Source organism: Sporosarcina sp. 179-K 3D1 HS, assembly GCF_047228905.1.
Classification (GTDB): domain Bacteria; phylum Bacillota; class Bacilli; order Bacillales_A; family Planococcaceae; genus Sporosarcina.
In genome coordinates this window covers 51,121-69,352 of sequence record NZ_JBFEGI010000001.1, presented here as the reverse complement: position 1 = coordinate 69,352, position 18,232 = coordinate 51,121, and the positions used below count along the sequence as shown (strand labels likewise).

Here is an 18,232-nt window from a genome sequence, read left to right as displayed (position 1 = left end):
TGAAGAACGGCCAGGGGAGTGCGCATGAAGTTTAAAAAGTTTTCCATCACCTTCTTAACCCATTTTCCGAAGGCACTTCAAGGTATGCTGAATGTTTCCCTTGTGTTATTAGCGATTGTCCTATCGATCTTGTTAGGGAAAGAACTCTTTATCTTCATTGAAATAATGATGGCACAAGAAAGCAATGACTATAAATTATTCTTGGCACATATTCTCATATTCTTTCTCTATTTCGAATTCATTACTATGATCGTCAAGTATTTCAAGGAAGACTATCATTTTCCTTTGCGATATTTCCTGTATATCGGCATAACAGCGATGGTCCGTTTGATCATTGTGGATCACGGACACCCCGTGAATACACTGCTCTATTCGCTAGTGATCTTGGTGTTGATCATCGGCTATTTCATTATGAATATTACGCCGCGCGACCGTCCGGACAGCCGATGGTTCTTTAAACAGGAGTGACTTATTTCGTTGCCAGGAAAGCGGGTTCGTCCATCGGCAATTTCGAGAAGTCGGAAATGACGCCGTCCACGCCGAATCGCTTTGCCTTGGCAAATAGCTGGGTATCCTTTTTTGACCATACGAGTACTTTTCCATCATGCTTATGAACTTGATCAACCACTCTTTTATTCACGTAGGATACATTAAAATTGATGTAACTAGCGAAAGAGGTCAACTCTTTAAGCGTTTTGGAGGATGGTAGAAAAGGTGAGGGATTCATGAGGATGGCCACTTGAACTTCGGGTAGAAGCGAATGCACTTTCCGCATAGAATCAATGTCAAAAGATTGGATAATGATACCGCTTACATCTTGATAGACAGTTAATGCCTCAACAACTTTTTCTTCGATGCCTGGATACAGTTCAGGTTTTTTGATCTCGATTAGCAGTCCGACTTCTCCATAAAATTCCTCCAGCAACTCGGCGAGGGTCATAATTGTTTCGCCAGTAAAATTGGGGTCGAATGAACCTCCGACATCCAATTCTTTCAATTCTGCAAGTGTTAAATCTTTAACGAATCCTTTGCCGTTCGTTGTACGGTCTACCCGCTCATCATGGATGATCACAGGTTCGCCGTCTTTGGATAGATGAACGTCAAACTCCAGGAAGTCAGCCCCCATTTCAATGCCTTTTCGGAAGGAAGCCTGCGTATTCTCCGGTGCGAAACCAGAGGCACCTCGGTGTGCAACGTTAAGGAGATTTGTGGTTATGTCAGGTCGTGTCGATTGGTTCGTATAGCCTACTAAAAACCATACACAAAGACTACAGATGGCGATAGTCAGGATTATTCTTTGCTGTTTAAATTTTCTCATGTAATGCCCCCCTCGCAATCCGTTTTCTGTATAAATATCCGAAAATTTTTACAACAAGCTAGTAACTTAAATATAATAGATTCAAGTCTTTTTTACCATAGTCGTAAAGTCCTTTAAAACGCGAAAAACGTCTCTTTTTGTCGAATTTGAGAAGGTAGGAAAATTTCATGTTCGTGCACGCTTCTCTAAATTTTTGGCGGTCGGGCTTTTTTCAACAGATCGGTTATCCGGATACGTACCAAGGGCCTTATCATATGTCATGTGTGTGACGCCGAACCAATAGTTTTCGTTCTTAAAATGATGAAGGAGATGGTGTTTTTTAATCTTCTTCCCGTGCTGTGTCCGTGGAGTGATCGGCCGATGGGCAACGTAGTGCTTCCATTCATAGAAGAGGAAGTGTCCAAGCAAGCCGGTGGCAAATGCGATAGTCACTGAAATGTTGCCTGTAATTCCATAGACAATGAAAGAGTACAGAATAAAACCGGGCAAACTGAACCAAAGCGGCAGAAACAGTAATTTCAAATTATCAGGGTACACATGATGGTCATAGTGCAGTCGACGAAGCAATTTCAACAAGGATGGATGTCGCGGGGGTTTCATGTGGAATAAAAAACGGTGAATCACATATTCATTCGTAGCATAAGTCAACATGCCAAACGCAATCGCAACCCAGGTGCTGAATTGTAAGAGATGAAGAACCGTGAAAATAGTACAACCTATCCAAATAACACCCATAACGAGAACGTCCGGAAATAGAATGAAATCCTTGCCATACTTCTGCATGTGAACCGCTCCTTTCTTATTGCATTATATTATATGCTAAAAATTCCGACATTTATAGAAAAAGATTAGAAACCGTGGATTTGGGGAATATAAGAGTTTAGTTTGGTTTATTATAATGTGAAAGGGGAAATCAGAATGACTTATCAGACAAATATTAAAATGACGGTTGAAAATGGAGAGGGGAGAAAGGATTATTCCTTCGAAGCGGAAGAACTGGATATCACACTGGATTCCAACTTGAAAATCCGGAAGGAAGCGGGCAGAGAATCGGTATTTTTTGAAACGGTCAAGCTGCTCTATGGGATGGACAAAGACACCGGTAGCACAACCCGGTACCATATGGAAACGAGGGAACAAACCCCGATCGAAGCGGGTAAAACATACTATGTCAGCCAGTTGGACGAGATGAATCGAACGATCACGTTCAAAACGGCGAACGAGTAAAGATGTTTTTGTGCTAAAATAATTGGTTGGTTTGATATTAAGAGGTGTCTTGCTGACGAACCACTAATCAAATAGGCAATTATGACAATTTTGAACGACTACTTGGTATATTACCGAGGTGTCGTTCTTTTATTTTGTCAATTATCGGGTCGTACAATGTAAATTATAAATACGTCCCAGGCAGGAATCGAACCTGCGACCTACAGCTTAGGAGGCTGTCGCTCTATCCTACTGAGCTACTGGGACCCGAGGAAACTTGTATTCTTATTATAATCCCTTCCACCTATGAGCGCAATCGTCCGATTGGCTGGGAAAAATGTTGTGAAGTGAGAATTTGGATTTCTCCCTCCCCCTATGAAATAATAATAGATGATAGATTGGCAGGGAGGAGAACACTTCATGCGGAAAATAGTATTTGGCGAACACGATACGAATACGTTGCGCCAATTCGATAATTGTTTGGAAGCGGGAAATGTGGTGGGCGGCGTATTGTGCGCGGATGGCCACTATGGATACAGCCAACCAGTCGGGGGAGTGATCGTCTATGATAATCAAATCTCGCCCTCCGGCGTCGGTTATGACATCGCCTGCGGCAATAAAGCGGTGAAAACTAATCTGCACTTTGATGACATTAAAAACGACATTCCCCGGATCATGGACGAGATTGCTTCCCGAATTTCATTTGGCATCGGCCGGAAGAATAAGGAGCGGGTCGACCATGAACTGTTTGATGACCCGGATTGGAATGTCTTCCGCCAAATTGGCCAGCAGGAGCACGACAAGTTGAAAAAACTGGCAGTCGACCAGCTCGGGACCGTGGGAGCCGGCAATCATTTCGTCGATATCCTCATTGAAGAGGAGACCGGTGACGTATGGGTCGCCAACCATTTCGGCAGCCGCGGCTTTGGCCATAAGACCGCAAGCGGCTTTCTAAATTTGGCGAACGGGCGGGCATTTTCGGACCGGGCACCTGGTGAAAGCATGGAGCAGGCACCGACATTGATCGATCTGGATAGTGAATTGGGTGATTTGTATTACCGGGCGATGACACTTGCCGGGAAATATGCGTATGCCGGTCGCGACTATGTGATGGATGAAGTGCTGTCCATCCTCGGAGCAGCCTCCGAGTTCGAGGTGCATAACCATCATAATTTCGCATGGAAAGAAATCCATGACGGCAAAGAGCGCATCGTGGTCCGGAAAGGGGCGACGCCTTCCGCACCGGGACAACTTGGATTTATCGGAGGCAGCATGGGGGACATTTCCGTCATTGTGCAAGGCAAGGACAATGCAGAAAATAAAAACGCCTTCTATAGCACTGTCCACGGAGCGGGTCGGATCATGAGCCGGACGCAAGCGGCCGGAAAGATGAATTGGAAAAAGCGGACCCGGACGGGCGGGCAGATTTCCCAGGACATGATGGACAAAGCGGTGAAACGGTTTGGCGTCGAACTCCGTGGTGGCGGCACCGATGAGAGCCCGTTTGTCTACCGGAGACTGCAAACCGTACTCGATGCTCATGAAGATACGATTGATATAAGGCATGTGTTGAAGCCGATAGGCGTCTGTATGGCGGGAGCCAACGAGTTCGATCCGTACAAGGATTGATTCCAAAGTCGTTGTTGACTTTTTCCGATTCTTCGCTAAACTGGAGTTGTTCGAACAATTTCATAGTGTTGAACTAGGGGTGTCCGGTGAGTCCGGACTGAGAGGGAAAAGCGTTGAAGTTTTCCTAACTCTTTGGACCTGATCTGGCTCGTACCAGCGTGGGGAAGTTTCGATTTATTAATAAAGCATACATGACGTATGTTTTGGAGACCGGGTCCGATTCAAATTGGATCCGGTCTCTTTGCGTTCATGCACGCCTTTCCCTCATGGCAAGAGTCATTGGTGCACCCGAAAAAATGATGAGGGGACGATGACCAATGAGTAAAGCGGCAGAAGAAACACCGATTCACATCCATTCCTGTTTTCCGGCGAGCAAAAAGGTGTATATCCAAGGGAGACAGGACGATATCCGGGTACCGATGCGGGAGATTGAGCTATCGCCGACCATCACGGAAGACGGTGAATTTCCGAATGAACCGTTCCGTGTGTATGACACAAGCGGGAAGTATACCGAACCGGGCTATGAAGTGGACATCCGAAAAGGGCTACCGGAAATTCGGAAAAGCTGGATTTTGGAACGTGGTGATGTTGAGGAATATGAAGGGCGTGAAGTAAAGCCAGAGGACAACGGCTATATAGCTGTGAAAGTGAAAGAGGATGAACAGTTCCCCCTTCTGAAACGGAAACCGTTGCGTGCGAAAAAAGGAAAAAATGTGACACAGATGCACTACGCCCGAAAAGGGATCATCACGCCGGAGATGGAGTTCATTGCCATTCGGGAAGGGCTGGACCCGGAGTTTGTCCGCAGTGAAGTGGCGCGGGGACGGGCAATCATCCCGTCCAACATTAACCATCCTGAGGCAGAACCGATGATCATCGGCCGGAATTTCCATGTAAAAATTAATGCGAATATTGGTAACTCGGCGGTTTCTTCCTCGATCGGAGAAGAAGTCGAGAAGATGACATGGGCGACTCGGTGGGGTGCCGACACGATCATGGACTTGTCCACGGGAAAAAACATCCATACGACACGGGAATGGATCATCCGCAATTCACCGGTGCCGGTGGGTACGGTCCCGATCTACCAGGCATTGGAGAAGGTCAATGGAAAAGTGGAAGACCTGTCATGGGAAGTGTTTCGCGACACCTTGATTGAACAAGCAGAACAAGGAGTCGATTATTTCACGATCCACGCAGGTGTGTTGCTGCGCTATATCCCGTTGACGGTCAACCGAATGACGGGAATCGTATCCAGGGGCGGTTCGATCATGGCGCAATGGTGCATGATTCATCATCAAGAAAGCTTCTTGTATACCCATTTCGAAGAGATTTGCGAAATTATGAAAACGTATGACGTGTCCTTCTCCTTGGGGGACGGCTTGCGTCCGGGCTCCATTGCCGATGCGAATGACGAAGCGCAATTTGCTGAGCTGGAAACGCTTGGAGAATTGACGAAAATTGCATGGAAGCACGATGTGCAAGTGATTATTGAAGGTCCAGGGCATGTCCCGATGCACTTGATTAAAGAAAACGTCGATAAGCAAATGGAAATTTGTCAGGAAGCGCCTTTCTATACATTAGGGCCTCTGACTACAGATATTGCACCTGCCTACGACCACATTACCTCGGCCATCGGGGCGGCGATGATTGGCTGGTTCGGCACCGCAATGCTGTGCTATGTCACACCGAAAGAACATCTCGGCTTGCCGAATAAAGACGATGTCCGTGAAGGGGTCATCGCCTATAAGATAGCGGCTCACGCTGCAGATCTGGCGAAGGGACATCCAAACGCACAGAAACGGGATGATGCCTTGTCGAAAGCGCGCTTTGAGTTCCGCTGGAGAGACCAATTCAATCTAAGCCTCGATCCGGAGCGTGCCATGGAATATCACGACGAAACGCTTCCTGCCGAAGGTGCGAAAGTCGCTCATTTCTGTTCCATGTGCGGTCCGAAATTCTGTAGTATGCGGATTTCCCATGACATCCGGAAATTTGCAGATGAGAACAGTTTGGAAGAAAAATTGGCGATCGAGCAAGGACTTCAGGAAAAGGCGAAGGAATTCCAAGAAGCGGGCGGTTCCATTTATCGTTGAATTTCCATTATAGAGGAGGGGGTTTCATGATGGACGCGGACCGACTGATCCATGAAATTGCTGAGGGGAAACAACAGCTGTATTTATTGAAACAGCAATTGAAAGTTGTCCAGAAAAACTGTGTGCACATTTATATAGAAGAAAGCGCCCATCGGGTTTGCACTAAATGCAAGCATATGGAAAGCTTACATTATTAATCATTTTCGAATCTGCCAGTCATAAATAGCTGGCAGATTTTTTATATTATAGGATATAAGGAAACAGGTGGGCTTGAATTCATTATCTCTGCGCATCGCTTATTGGTATAATGAGGAGTGTTGAAAAGGGGGAATTCCATGTTTTCCAATGAAGAGAGAGAAGCCGTTTATAAGGCCATTTACCAGAGAAGGGATATCCGGACTTTTTTGCCGACACCGGTTCCGGAAGAAAAAATCCACCGTATTCTTAATGCGGCGCACCATGCGCCTTCTGTCGGATTCATGCAGCCGTGGAACTTCATTTTGATTGATGATCCGGCGGTCAAAGAGAAGTTGGCTTGGGCAGCCGACAAAGAAAGACGTGCACTGGCCATTCATTATGAAGGGGAAAAAGAAACAAAATTTCTCGGACTCAAAGTGGAGGGACTAAAAGAAGCGCCGCTCACTATTTGTGTAACTTGCGACCCGACAAGAGGTGGTTCGCATGTGTTGGGAAGGAACTCAATTCCGGAAACGGATATTCTTTCCACTGCTTGCGCCATACAGAATATGTGGTTAGCTGCATGTGCGGAAGGGTTGGCCTTGGGATGGGTCAGTTTTTATAAGAAAAATGATATCCGGGACATTTTGGACATCCCGCCCCATATCGATCCCGTTGCGTTGCTGTCCATCGGATACACCGAGGATTATCCGGAAAGGCCGATCCTCGAGTTGGCGAACTGGAGAAGTCGGGAGTCATTGGACCACCTGCTTTTCGACAACCGGTGGGGAAATACGCAAAAAGCCTAAGTATGTTTCATCCGCGAATGGTGAATAATGTAAGAGGAGTATTTAGAAAGGAGCGGATGAAATATGTTGAAACTGCAAACCAGTTTAGAAGGCAAAAGGGCACGTTATGGAGACATCCAGGAATTATTCAGTAAGGATGGCTATGAGCTCGGTGGCAATTGGGATTTTGAAAAAGGTAGTTTTGACTCCGTATTGAATCGCGAAGAAGGCGAAACGATTTATTTGCGGATTCCGTTTGCCGTAGAGGAAGGCCGACTCGATGATCATGCGGCCACGATCGCTTTTCAAACGCCTTATCTCATTAAGCATGTCGTCAATGTCGGTTTAGACCATGATGAAAGCTCTTTGCTGACCGCCACATTCAATCAATTCCAAGAGCCGGTCGATCCCGATGGCCAAATTCATGATAAAACGAAATGGGCGGAAATCGGCGAACAAGCCGTTGAGCAGCTATCCAATTATCTATGAATGGCGGACGTCTCGTACGACGGTAGGTGTTCGAGTTCTGAAAAAAGTTGAAATTTATACATCTTTTCCTTCGTCCGGATATGATAAACTTGTGGATGGACTGAGTAGAAGGAGTGTAAATTGATGATCAATTCCAACTTAAATGAAAAACCGTTCAAGAAACGGAATTATAAACCGTTCATCGTCACGGTCTCGATCCTATTGATCGGTGCCATCGGTGTGCTGTCCGGCATGCCTGGCGTTGAAGACTTTGATGCGTTCGATGTCACCATTTTACCGTTACTGAACGCCATTTTTAATAGTTTCACTTTTTTATTCCTCGTTGCCGCATTGATTGCGATCAAAAAACGGAATATTACGGTTCATCGCCGTTTTATTTACGCCGCATTTGGGACGACCACTCTTTTTCTTGTCACGTATGTCGCGTTCCATTATTTAGCCTCTTCTACTCCTTATGGCGGAGAAGGGATATTGGCAGCCATCTATTATTTTGTGTTAATTACCCACATCTTATTGGCCGCAGCAATCGTACCATTGGCCTTGACGAGTGTCGCTCGCGCTTGGAACCAGGAACATGAACGACACAGGAAAATTGCACGTTGGACGATGCCGCTTTGGTTGTATGTCAGTTTCACCGGTGTGCTCGTGTATATTATGATATCCCCATATTATTGACGTCAAAATCAGCCGCTTTAGCGTGGCTGATTTTTTCTTTTACAAAAATAATATGATTGTTACAAGTGTTACGAATTGACAAATGGTGTTTAACTCAGGCATTCCGGGATAAATAGAGAGTGTAATACAAAATAACAAACAAAGGAGAGATTCATAGTATGGCACGAAATAACAATGACAAACAAAACCGTGGGAAAATGTCACTAGAAGAAGCAGGTCGTAAAGGTGGAGAAGCGACAGCAAGAAATCATGATCGTTCTTTCTATGAAGAGATCGGCCGCAAAGGAGGAGAAGCCACTTCCGAGAAACATGGCCAGGAGTTCTATGAAGAAATCGGCCGCAAAGGCGGAGAAGCGACAGCAAGAAACCATGACCGTGATTTCTACGAAGAGATTGGCCGTAAAGGCGGAGAAGCCCGTGCTCGCCAAAGCGATAATGACAACAACCGCTAATGTAGCAATAAATAGCGGGCCGCAAAGGCGGACAATGCTACTATGATAACGGGTAGCGTACAATCCATCGATAACCAATCACAAAAGGAAATAGCTGAAAGCGGATCAGCGTCGCTTTCAGCTATTTTTGGTTTGTAGTGAAATGGGAACCTGTTTTTTTTCCAACGCTTCGCTCGTAATTTTGTTCAAGCGATTATACTTCTTCGCAAGCGATCATAACTCTCAAGAAACGATCATAACTTCCGCTAAGCGCTCATATCTATTGCCACGCGATCATAACTTCTCACATACGCTCATACTTTCTTGCACGCGATCATAACTTCCAACAACCGCCCATAACTTCCGCCACGCGTTCATATTTCCAGAGAACCGCTTAAACTCTACTTCCAGCGATCATACTTCTCACGCAATACTACTAGCTCTCGCCGTTCCTATGCAATTCCGACTGCTTCGTCTACCTTCCGACCTTCTCCCATAAACAATGCTTCACATAGAACACTCTTACAATCTTTTGCCAGATTGATGAGTTATGAATCGGGGTAAATCAGAGATAGATACTATCTACGTAGAGGAGGTATGGGATTTGGAATATCTCACAAATGGGGCGAAATTGATTATCGGATTGGTGGCTTTTATCATTGTGCTCCGAATGTTGGGAAAGAAACATCTTGCTGAAATGACTCCTTACGACATCATCTATCTTCTCATATTCGGGGGAATACTAGAAGAAACACTATATGATTCAAAAATCACCATTCAAATGTTTTTATTCTCTCTCGTCGTATGGGCAGTTGCGATCTATCTTGTCGAAAAAATTGTTGTCCGCTCGAATTTGTTGCGGATGTGGATCAAAGGTTCACCCGATAAACTCATTGCAGACGGCAAATTGAACAAAAAATTAATGGATAAAAACCAAATGGAAATGGAACAGCTGCGGACGATGCTTCGGCAGCAAGGTATCTTTTCTTTGCGCCAAGTCCGTGATTTGTATATCGAGCCGGGCGGAGATATTTCCATTAATCAATATGCCGCTTATCAACCCGTGACCATCCAAGATCTTCAGCTGGAGAAAGAGGAGGAGGAACCAACCGTACTTTTGGTCGACGAAGGGCAAGTGAAACCCGAAGTATTGGAGTTTATCGGGAAGACGGAAGATTGGCTCCGGGATCAATTGGAGAAGCTTGGCCACCGGGAAATTCGTACTATCCATTATTGCGAATGGTCGTCCACGGAAGGATTTTTCATCCGGACGTATGATCAAGCCATAAACATCGATTGATCTATGCCTGCATAAATTTGGTTGACAACCCGGTAGATATAGCGTATTCTTTCTCTGAACTGACTAGTTAGTCGGAAATTTATACAACACGAAGAGGTAGTAAAGTGAATGGAAACAAGAATTTCTACTATCAGGTGGAGACTTCTGTGAAGGATCCCCAGTTAGTGGAAAAAAGAAGAAATGAAATCATTAACGTTGCCGTCAAAATCTTTTCCGAAAAGGGTTATCATGCGACAACAACGAAAGAAATCGCGGATGGGGCGGGGATGAGTGTCGGGACGATGTTCCAATATGTGAAAACGAAACAAGATATCCTCTATCTTGTTTGCTGTCATATTCATTCATTGATTGAGGAGGCGCTCTATGACGCATCGGTGGAAGATCCCGATCCCTTCCACGTAATTTCGCGTTCGGTTACCGCGCTTTATGAAATTGTCGATCAAGTATCCGATTATGTGGTGCTCATGTATCAAGAAACCGCATCTTTGGAAACGGAGGCGAGACGGGCATTTCTCGGCAGGGAACAATTGTTGCGCAATCATCTCCAATCCCAAATCGAACAAGGGATTGAACGCGGCGCCTTCCAGGTGAAGCCCGATGCAGCTCCATTGATAGCGGAAGATATTTTGGTGCAGGGCCAAATGTGGGCATTTCGCCGTTGGTCGCTGTCAGGGAAATATTCGCTGGAAGAATATAAAGTATTGAGAATTAACTTGTTGAAGGCCCTGTTAATGGCCTAATAAGCGGCGAAGTTTTTCATCAAAACAAAGGAACACCTTTGTTTTAATTCCATTTCCGACTAACTAGTCAGTTAGGTGGGTTTGTAAGCAAATATGGAAAGGGAGGAATGGGCAATGAAACTGATGACAGGCAAGGAATATGTGGAGAGTTTGCGGAATTATCGTCCGGATATCCAAGTCAAGGGGAAGAAAGTCGAAAGTGTGGCGGATGAGCCGTTGTTCCAGCCAGGCATTAATGCTATCGCGGTGACGTATGAATTGGCGCATCAAAAACAACATCAGGACATCATGTTGGCGACGTTGGAAGACGGCACAAAGGTCAATCGGAACAATGCGCTGGATTTCAATAAAGAAGATTTGATCAAGAAGCTGGAGATGACCCGCTTGATCTGTAAGTGGACAGGATGCGGGCAGCGCTATTTGATGCACGATGCCCTGGGTGCTTTGGCTGAAGTGACGTCCTTGATTGACCAGAGCAAAGATACGGAGTACTTCCAATTGTTCAAAGCGTATTTGCAGCATGTCCAACAACACGATCTGACTTGTGGGATCGCCGTTACAGATGCGAAAGGCGACCGGAGCAAAAGGCCGCATGCCCAAGAAAATCCAGATGCGTATGTCCGTATTGTGGAGAAAAATGAGAGAGGTATTATTGTAAGCGGTGCCAAAGTGAATATTACAGGGGCTCCGTATGTCCATGAATTAATAGTCCTGCCGACACGTGCGATGCAGCGGGCTGATGCTGATTATGCGGTGTCCTTCGCTTGTCGTGTCGATGAACCGGGCTTGAAAATGATTGCCAAGCCTGCTGGACGCCCTGACGATGCGGAAGCCCCTTTCAGTTCGAACTTTGGCCAATCGACGGCAATGGTCATTTTCGACAATGTCTTCATTCCGTGGAGTCGGGTCTTTCTTTGTGGAGAATGGGAGTTTGCGGGGGATTTGGCCGAGGCATTCGCCAATCATCATCGCCATTCCTGTATCGGTGCCCGTGCGGGTCTTGGTGATATGATCATTGGTGCATCCGCGTTGATGGCTGAGTATAATGGACTGCCGCATACCGAAGTGTCTCATATTCAACGAAGCATGAGTGAATTGATACGGATTACGGAAGGCTTTTACGCAACGGGCGTCACGGCTTCGGTTTATGGAAAACAGACAGCTGGTGGAAATTTTGTGCCCGATGCCGTCCATTCCAATATTGGGAAATTAATGCTAGCGGAACAAGTCTATGATATTTTCCGGATCGCTCATGAAATCAGCGGGGCGATCGTCGTCACAGCACCGACGCCGGAAGATCTGGCGGTTCCTGAATCAGGTGAATTGATTCGCCACTATTTAGGCGGCAAGCATGGAACGACGGCAGATGAGAGAATTACGATGGCTCGCTTCTTGGAAGACTTGACCGCCTCAAAAGAAGGAGGGTTCTATTCCGTCATCAGCTTGCACGGAGGTGGATCGCCGGAAGCGATGCGGATGTCCGCGGTTCGGAATTATGACTTCGAAACGCAAAAAGCACATATTCAACATAAATTGAAATGCTTCGCCAAACTAGAAGGAACGTGCAAAGAATGCGTCACCTGCGTGAATGACGAGGTTTGTGTGGATTGAATAAATAAAACCAGGAAACGGCTCGTTTCCTGGTTTTTCCTTATAAATCTTGATAAGATTTCTGATATTTCCCGCCGTCTTTCACTTCGGAATGATACAACGCTTTTAAGGCGAAACTTTTCTCAAGCTCCATTTCTTTCATCACTTGTTTGAGCCGCTTATGTAGTTCGGGCTCGTTTTTCACAAGCTGTTCCATCTTCGTTTTATTATACTGCATGGCCGCTTTTACTCCTTTTATGGGTAGTTTCATCAGTATAACATTAATCCGTCTTAATCAATAAATTCGAATGTCTCTTCCAACGATTCATACCCTATTAACTAGCTCATCTACCCATGGTCAAAAGCCGTCCACTCGGTAAGTGGGCGGCTCTTGATCTATTTTTTATTAAAGTAGTGGACCATCTATATCAGTCGGGCGCCGATATTCTCCATCGACTAATATTAGGATTTTCCCTTCGTCGAAGTAATCATTATACCGATGTGCTTCTTCTTCAGGGATGCCCATCCCGATCAAAGCCCCTGCCAATCCACCGACGCCGGCTCCTGCTGCAGCTCCGGTGATTCCGGCCACAATCGGCCCTGCAGCGATGATAGGCCCGATTCCCGGGATGGCCAATGCACCGAGTCCAGCGAGAACCCCGCCTAGACCTCCAAGCACGCCACCCGTCGCCGCACCCGTCGCTGCGCCATCTGCTGCATGCGTTCCGGTTTCATCTGCAATATGATCGATATGATCACCATGCTTGCTGACGACCGATATTTCATCCGAACTGTATCCTTGCCTTTTCAAGTCTTCAATCGCCGCTATTGCTTCCGTTTCTGTATCATAGTAACCTACTACATGTCGTTGTACCATTTCCTATCGCCTCCTGAAATTTTCTAGGTGTAACTACTCTAGAAAATACCCCACCCTCTTAATCTGAAACATATTCGCTTGCTCGCCCGTATTACAAATAGATGACAATGCCTTAGCAGGAACCTTTCCTTACAAATGATGAAGTTAGCTATTATAATAGAAGGAAATATAGCTAAAGATGGGGTGATCGGATTGGCACTTCGGATGCGGAAAAGTTTTACCATTACGAAAGGGGTCCGTATGACGGTTAGTAAGACAGGAGTAGGGGTTAGCATCGGTACACGTGGGCTGCGCCATAGTATTCATTCTAGTGGCAGACGCACGAGCACGATCGGCATTCCGGGTTCTGGTATTTCCTATGTGAAGACGTCATCCGGCAAGAAGAAGCGGACCACCTCCAACTCTGCCATTGAACGCCAGCTGCAAAAGCAGCGTGAAATAGATGGAAATACACAAATTGTGGAAGAGTATGAAGCCTTGCGGGAGCAAATCATTTCCGTCCATAAGGAAAGCGAAGCCGTCATTGATTGGGCAGCGATCTTGGACATTGCGCCTCCCTTCGTGCCTCCACAGCCCGGCCCGGAAACGATGCAGGCCCGGGAGAAATATGAGAGCTACGTACCTGGTTTTTTCCAGAAGCTGCTCAAGTCGGCGGACGATAAAAAACGTTCGCAACTGAAAGAGCAGATTGTAGAGGCCGAAAAGCGGGATGCAGCGGCTTATGAAGAGTGGCGGGAACTGAACGATTTGGCAAGGCGTGTCCTGGAAGGTGAACTGGACGCCTATTTTGAAGTGATGGATGAATTGAAGCCTTTTGATGATTTACTCGACTATGGCAGTGGATTTGAAGTCGGCACCGATGATCCGGGTGTGATGGAAGTCGAGTTCAAAGTAAAATCGTCTACAGTCGTTCCCGATTACGTTGTCTCTTTGACTAAAACCGGGAAACTGTCGCAAAAACAGATGACAAAAACGATGTATTATGACCTGCTTCAAGATTATGTATGCAGCTGTATCATTCGGATTGCACGAGACCTTCTGGCCATTTTGCCGGTCAATCGCGTCATCATCCATGCGGTGGATGAACGGATAAATACTGCGAGTGGCCATATGGAGGAAGTGACGATTTGCTCGGCTTTATTGGACCGGGAAGGTATGAATCGCCTTAACTTTGACCGGATTGATCCTTCCGATGCGCTGGAGAATTTCCGTTGCAACATGAAACATATGAAAACTTCCGGATTCCGGGAAGTGGAGAGAATTACAGAATGGTAGGAGAGGCGGCATTCAATGCGAATGAAGTTAATAGAAATCATCAAGTTCCTTCTTCCTGAATATCAAATTTTTCAAGTTTATAAAGAGAAAGGACTCCGGGCGAAGAAAAATCGGATCCAAACATCTTCACAAATGGAGCAGCAGATGATGACGGGCGACGGTCAAAGTGTGATGAGTCCGACGCTAGTTTCACCTGCTGGAAACAAAACGATGAAAATGCCGAAACAGTCGCAGAGCAGTACGGCCGCTTATCAATACAAAGATAAGACGAAATGGAGCACTGCCGATATCCCAGGTATTTTCAAAGAAATTCGAACCCATCTTGGTCGTGACATTGTCGGGCAGGAAGAATTTCTCGATCAGCTAATGATCGCCTTCAAGCGGCCATTTATCACCGGCTTTGACGGGGAGAAGCCGAAAAATGTGTTGTTCGTCTTGGGAAATAGAGCAACCGGACGGAAAAGCAGCATCTACCGGACGATGTATTATTTGAAGGAGCACCGGCTGGCGAATAGTGAAACGGTTATGAAGCTCGACCTCGCTTCGTACACGACAGTTTCAGAGTTCCCTTTATTTTTATCAGACCTGTATAAATGCTTATACGGTCAATCGGATGCCATTCTATTTGAGAACTTCGAGAAAAGCAATTCCAGTGTCATCGACGTCATTTCAACGCTGTCGATGACAGGAACGTTCGGATTGCGCTCGAGGTATATTTTCCAAAACAATGCGTTGGTGGAAGCGACCGGAATGCTCGTTCAAAATTCTATTAGTGAATTAAGTGCGAACGGCAAGTTTTTCATCTTCACATCTGAAAAAGGGGAGAAGGATGTGTTCGAGGTGTTCGGCTCCAAGTTCATGGGAGCGGTCGGCGACATCACGCAAACTTCCCCGTTCTCGGAACAGGATATACAGGAGCTGACCCGCCGCATCCTGGAAAAATTGAAGCAGAGGTGCCTCGAGCAGCTGTCCATCCTCATCGATTGGGATGAACGGGTTCTCCACGAGACGAGCCAGCAATTCAGAACTTCGACGGGTGTCAACGGATTACAGACTTTTGTCGATGAACAACTGTTCCGGCCACTTGCCGAGTATAAATTGCGGAACCCGGAGGATTTGGATGAAACGGTGCGTCTAGCGAAATCGGAAATGGGCTATACGGCGTTCATCAACGGTGAGACCCACCAGCTCTCGAAGTTGTTGCCGAAAAAGATGGATGCAGGCATCGAAGAAGTGAAACGGGAATTGGATTCGATTGTCGGGATTGATGCTGTGAAAGAATATGTCCTCCAATTGGAAGATCACTTGAAAGTGCAGCAACGCCGGTCTATGGCAGGAATCCAATCGTCATCTATTGCGATGCACATGGTTTTTACAGGGAATCCAGGAACCGGCAAAACGACAATTGCGAGAATTGTGGCGAAATATATGAAGGCGATCGGCGTTCTGTCCACCGGCCAATTGCGGGAAGTGACACGCGCGGATCTCGTTGGCCAATATGTCGGCCAGACAGCACGCTTGACACAGGACGCCATCAACTCCGCATTGGGCGGCGTGCTGTTCATCGATGAAGCTTACGCGCTTTGCCGGGATAAGAACGACCTGTTCGGACTGGAAGCGATCGACACGCTCGTCAAAGGAATGGAAGATCACCGCAATGATCTGATTGTCGTACTAGCGGGATACGGTGATGAAATGGAAGAATTCATGAAAGTGAATCCTGGCTTGAAATCGCGTTTTCCGAATTTTATTCATTTTGAAGATTATACATCAGAAGAACTATGGGAAATTGCCCTACTTACGGCACGTGGCAAAGGATATCAAATTGCTGAAAACTGCCAGGAAGCGCTCATCAAACTATTCGATAAAAGCCAGATTAAAGGCCGAAATGACAGCGGCAATGGTCGCCTAGTCCGGAACATTGTGGAAAGCGCAATTTTGAATCAATCCAAACGGTTGAATGAAGATCCAACTGCCGACTTAGATGAATTGCGCTATGAAGATTTCCAGTTCGATGAAACCGGACATTTCGATTTGGAAGCATCTCTTGCGCAAATCATCGGCCTATCCCATGTGAAAGAGTTTGTCCGTTTACAGCATAAGTTGTTAATTGCCGAGGAGAAAAGGCGGGCAGCCGGCTTGCAGGTGGATACGACCCAATCGCTAAATATGATTTTCAGCGGCAACCCAGGCACTGGCAAAACAACGATCGCACGGGTAGTGGCACAAATGTTCAAAGAGATGGGCATGTTAAAATCCGGTCACTTAGTGGAAGTGGACCGAGGCGGTCTGGTGGCCTCATATGTCGGCCAGACAGCGAAGAAGACAGAGGAAGTGTTCCGGTCGGCACTCGGAGGCGTCCTTTTCATCGACGAAGCATATTCATTGGCTTCGGAGGGGGACAGTTTCGGCAAGGAAGCGATCAATACGCTAGTGAAATTGATCGAGGATTATCGAGGAGAGCTTGTCGTCATCTTGGCAGGTTACGAAAAGGAAATGAAGGATTTCATGAAATCGAATTCCGGGCTTGCTTCCAGATTCCCGCTCCAAATCGAGTTTCCGGATTACAATGCGGAAGAGCTGTTCCGCATCGCCCAAAAGATCATTGCGTCGAAAAGTTTCCGTTTGGCGGCAGATGCCCAGCAATTGCTGGAAGAACAAATTGGGTTGCTGCATAAGCAGGCGACAGCGGACTCCGGAAATGGTCGAATGGTCCGGAACTACGTGGAAAAAATAACGAGAAACCAGTCTGCCCGAATCGCAACGACGGATGTCCCTGCGGAAGAAATGCAAATGATCATCCCGCAAGATATTACACCAATGCAAAAGGTGAATGACGATTTTGATTTGGAGACACAATTGGCGACAATCGTTGGATTGGATGAGGTAAAAGATTATATTCGCAGTTTGAACGCCCGTCTACGGATGCAGAAGGAACGGAAGAAACTCGGGATGATTGTCGATGATTCTCAGACGATGCACATGATTTTCAAGGGGAATCCGGGAACCGGGAAAACAATGGTAGCCCGGACCGTTGCACAAGTCCTCTATAAAATCGGCGTGATCCGGACCAATAAGCTCATCGAAACAGACCGCGCTGATCTTGTGGCTGGATATGTCGGCCAGACGGCAATGAAGACGAGGGAAGTGGTCCAATCTGCCATGGACGGAGTGCTGTTTATTGACGAGGCGTATGCCTTGGCGCAAGGTGGCACGAATGACTTCGGTAAAGAGGCGATCGATACATTAGTGAAGATGATGGATGACCATCGCGAGCGACTTGTCGTAATTCTTGCGGGATACAGCGACAATATGGATCAGTTTTTAGCGGTCAATCCGGGCTTGAAATCCCGGTTTCCGAATATTATCGAGTTCCCTGATTATTCGACGGAGCAACTGCTTCGTATTTCCGATCAATTTTTCAAGGGCAGGGGATATGTGCTCGACGACTTGGCAACAGAAAAGCTGGCGATAATCTTATCTGAAGTCTCAAAGGAACCTCATTTCGGTAATGGCCGTTACGTCCGGAATCTTTATGAACGGGCGATCAATAACCAAGCGATCCGCTTGAGCACTGATCCGCAATTGACCCGGGAAGAATTGATGACAATCCAAGCGACAGATCTGGAAAGGGTGTAAAGCTG

Annotated in this window: 17 protein-coding genes, 1 tRNA gene, 1 pseudogene and 1 riboswitch; of the genes and pseudogenes, 14 read left to right on the top strand and 5 right to left on the bottom strand. The window is 46.5% G+C overall.

What is annotated here, in order from left to right; genetic code table 11:
- Nucleotides 1-24 precede the first annotated feature (24 nt).
- On the top strand, nucleotides 25-468 hold the full coding sequence (gene psiE, locus AB1K83_RS00330; RefSeq protein WP_413056159.1) for a phosphate-starvation-inducible protein PsiE: 444 nt from the start codon (nucleotides 25-27) through the stop codon (nucleotides 466-468).
- 1 nt (nucleotide 469) lies between these two features.
- Here the strand turns inward: psiE and AB1K83_RS00325 are convergent, their stop codons facing one another.
- Together AB1K83_RS00325 and AB1K83_RS00320 are read right to left on the bottom strand one after the other, a co-directional pair.
- Nucleotides 470-1,318, bottom strand: coding sequence for a glycerophosphodiester phosphodiesterase (locus AB1K83_RS00325; protein ID WP_413056158.1), 849 nt, complete (start codon nucleotides 1,316-1,318; stop codon nucleotides 470-472).
- Nucleotides 1,319-1,483: 165 nt separating this feature from the next.
- Entirely contained in the window at nucleotides 1,484-2,101 is a 618-nt protein-coding gene (locus AB1K83_RS00320; RefSeq protein WP_413056157.1) for a sterol desaturase family protein, read from the bottom strand.
- A gap of 135 nt (nucleotides 2,102-2,236) precedes the next feature.
- On the opposite strand from AB1K83_RS00320, the gene AB1K83_RS00315 reads away from it, so the two are divergent.
- The gene (locus tag AB1K83_RS00315) at nucleotides 2,237-2,545 is read left to right on the top strand and encodes a hypothetical protein (protein WP_413056156.1); all 309 of its coding nucleotides are present in this window, start codon (nucleotides 2,237-2,239) and stop codon (nucleotides 2,543-2,545) included.
- Between the two features lie 172 nt (nucleotides 2,546-2,717).
- Here AB1K83_RS00315 and AB1K83_RS00310 read toward each other — a convergent pair.
- A tRNA-Arg gene (locus AB1K83_RS00310) sits at nucleotides 2,718-2,791 on the bottom strand.
- Between the two features lie 153 nt (nucleotides 2,792-2,944).
- Here AB1K83_RS00310 and AB1K83_RS00305 point away from each other — a divergent pair.
- The 10 genes and pseudogenes from AB1K83_RS00305 to AB1K83_RS00260 all read left to right on the top strand — a co-directional run bounded on the left by AB1K83_RS00305 (nucleotide 2,945) and on the right by AB1K83_RS00260 (nucleotide 12,457).
- Nucleotides 2,945-4,153, top strand: a complete 1,209-nt coding sequence (locus tag AB1K83_RS00305; protein ID WP_413056155.1) for an RtcB family protein — start codon at nucleotides 2,945-2,947, stop codon at nucleotides 4,151-4,153.
- 65 nt (nucleotides 4,154-4,218) lie between these two features.
- Nucleotides 4,219-4,335: riboswitch (TPP riboswitch) on the top strand.
- 135 nt (nucleotides 4,336-4,470) lie between these two features.
- On the top strand, nucleotides 4,471-6,246 hold the full coding sequence (gene thiC / locus AB1K83_RS00300; protein WP_413056154.1) for a phosphomethylpyrimidine synthase ThiC: 1,776 nt from the start codon (nucleotides 4,471-4,473) through the stop codon (nucleotides 6,244-6,246).
- Nucleotides 6,247-6,272: 26 nt separating this feature from the next.
- Nucleotides 6,273-6,443, top strand: a complete 171-nt coding sequence (locus AB1K83_RS00295) for a hypothetical protein (protein ID WP_413056153.1) — start codon at nucleotides 6,273-6,275, stop codon at nucleotides 6,441-6,443.
- Between the two features lie 138 nt (nucleotides 6,444-6,581).
- Entirely contained in the window at nucleotides 6,582-7,232 is a 651-nt protein-coding gene (bluB, locus tag AB1K83_RS00290; RefSeq protein WP_413056152.1) for a 5,6-dimethylbenzimidazole synthase, read from the top strand.
- A 63-nt stretch (nucleotides 7,233-7,295) separates the two neighbouring features.
- Nucleotides 7,296-7,700: a YugN family protein gene (locus AB1K83_RS00285; RefSeq protein WP_413056151.1), complete on the top strand. Its 405-nt coding sequence runs from the start codon at nucleotides 7,296-7,298 to the stop codon at nucleotides 7,698-7,700.
- 123 nt (nucleotides 7,701-7,823) lie between these two features.
- Nucleotides 7,824-8,375 (top strand): DUF420 domain-containing protein, encoded by a 552-nt coding sequence (locus AB1K83_RS00280; RefSeq protein WP_413056150.1) that lies wholly within the window; start codon nucleotides 7,824-7,826, stop codon nucleotides 8,373-8,375.
- A 158-nt stretch (nucleotides 8,376-8,533) separates the two neighbouring features.
- Nucleotides 8,534-8,815: pseudogene (locus AB1K83_RS00275) on the top strand (KGG domain-containing protein); the annotation flags it as partial.
- A 595-nt stretch (nucleotides 8,816-9,410) separates the two neighbouring features.
- The gene (locus tag AB1K83_RS00270; RefSeq protein ID WP_413056149.1) at nucleotides 9,411-10,106 is read left to right on the top strand and encodes a DUF421 domain-containing protein; all 696 of its coding nucleotides are present in this window, start codon (nucleotides 9,411-9,413) and stop codon (nucleotides 10,104-10,106) included.
- 104 nt (nucleotides 10,107-10,210) lie between these two features.
- Nucleotides 10,211-10,846: a TetR/AcrR family transcriptional regulator gene (locus AB1K83_RS00265; RefSeq protein WP_413056148.1), complete on the top strand. Its 636-nt coding sequence runs from the start codon at nucleotides 10,211-10,213 to the stop codon at nucleotides 10,844-10,846.
- Between the two features lie 114 nt (nucleotides 10,847-10,960).
- The gene (locus tag AB1K83_RS00260) at nucleotides 10,961-12,457 is read left to right on the top strand and encodes a 4-hydroxyphenylacetate 3-hydroxylase family protein (protein ID WP_413056147.1); all 1,497 of its coding nucleotides are present in this window, start codon (nucleotides 10,961-10,963) and stop codon (nucleotides 12,455-12,457) included.
- A gap of 40 nt (nucleotides 12,458-12,497) precedes the next feature.
- On the opposite strand, the gene AB1K83_RS00255 is transcribed toward AB1K83_RS00260, so the two are convergent.
- Together AB1K83_RS00255 and AB1K83_RS00250 are read right to left on the bottom strand one after the other, a co-directional pair.
- Nucleotides 12,498-12,674: a hypothetical protein gene (locus AB1K83_RS00255; RefSeq protein WP_413056146.1), complete on the bottom strand. Its 177-nt coding sequence runs from the start codon at nucleotides 12,672-12,674 to the stop codon at nucleotides 12,498-12,500.
- Nucleotides 12,675-12,842: 168 nt separating this feature from the next.
- Nucleotides 12,843-13,313, bottom strand: a complete 471-nt coding sequence (locus AB1K83_RS00250) for a general stress protein (RefSeq protein WP_413056145.1) — start codon at nucleotides 13,311-13,313, stop codon at nucleotides 12,843-12,845.
- A gap of 135 nt (nucleotides 13,314-13,448) precedes the next feature.
- Here AB1K83_RS00250 and AB1K83_RS00245 point away from each other — a divergent pair, with 135 nt between their 5' ends.
- Together AB1K83_RS00245 and AB1K83_RS00240 are read left to right on the top strand one after the other, a co-directional pair.
- Nucleotides 13,449-14,588 (top strand): DUF4236 domain-containing protein, encoded by a 1,140-nt coding sequence (locus AB1K83_RS00245; RefSeq protein WP_413056144.1) that lies wholly within the window; start codon nucleotides 13,449-13,451, stop codon nucleotides 14,586-14,588.
- Between the two features lie 15 nt (nucleotides 14,589-14,603).
- Nucleotides 14,604-18,227: an AAA family ATPase gene (locus AB1K83_RS00240; RefSeq protein WP_413056143.1), complete on the top strand. Its 3,624-nt coding sequence runs from the start codon at nucleotides 14,604-14,606 to the stop codon at nucleotides 18,225-18,227.
- Nucleotides 18,228-18,232: the final 5 nt, after the last annotated feature.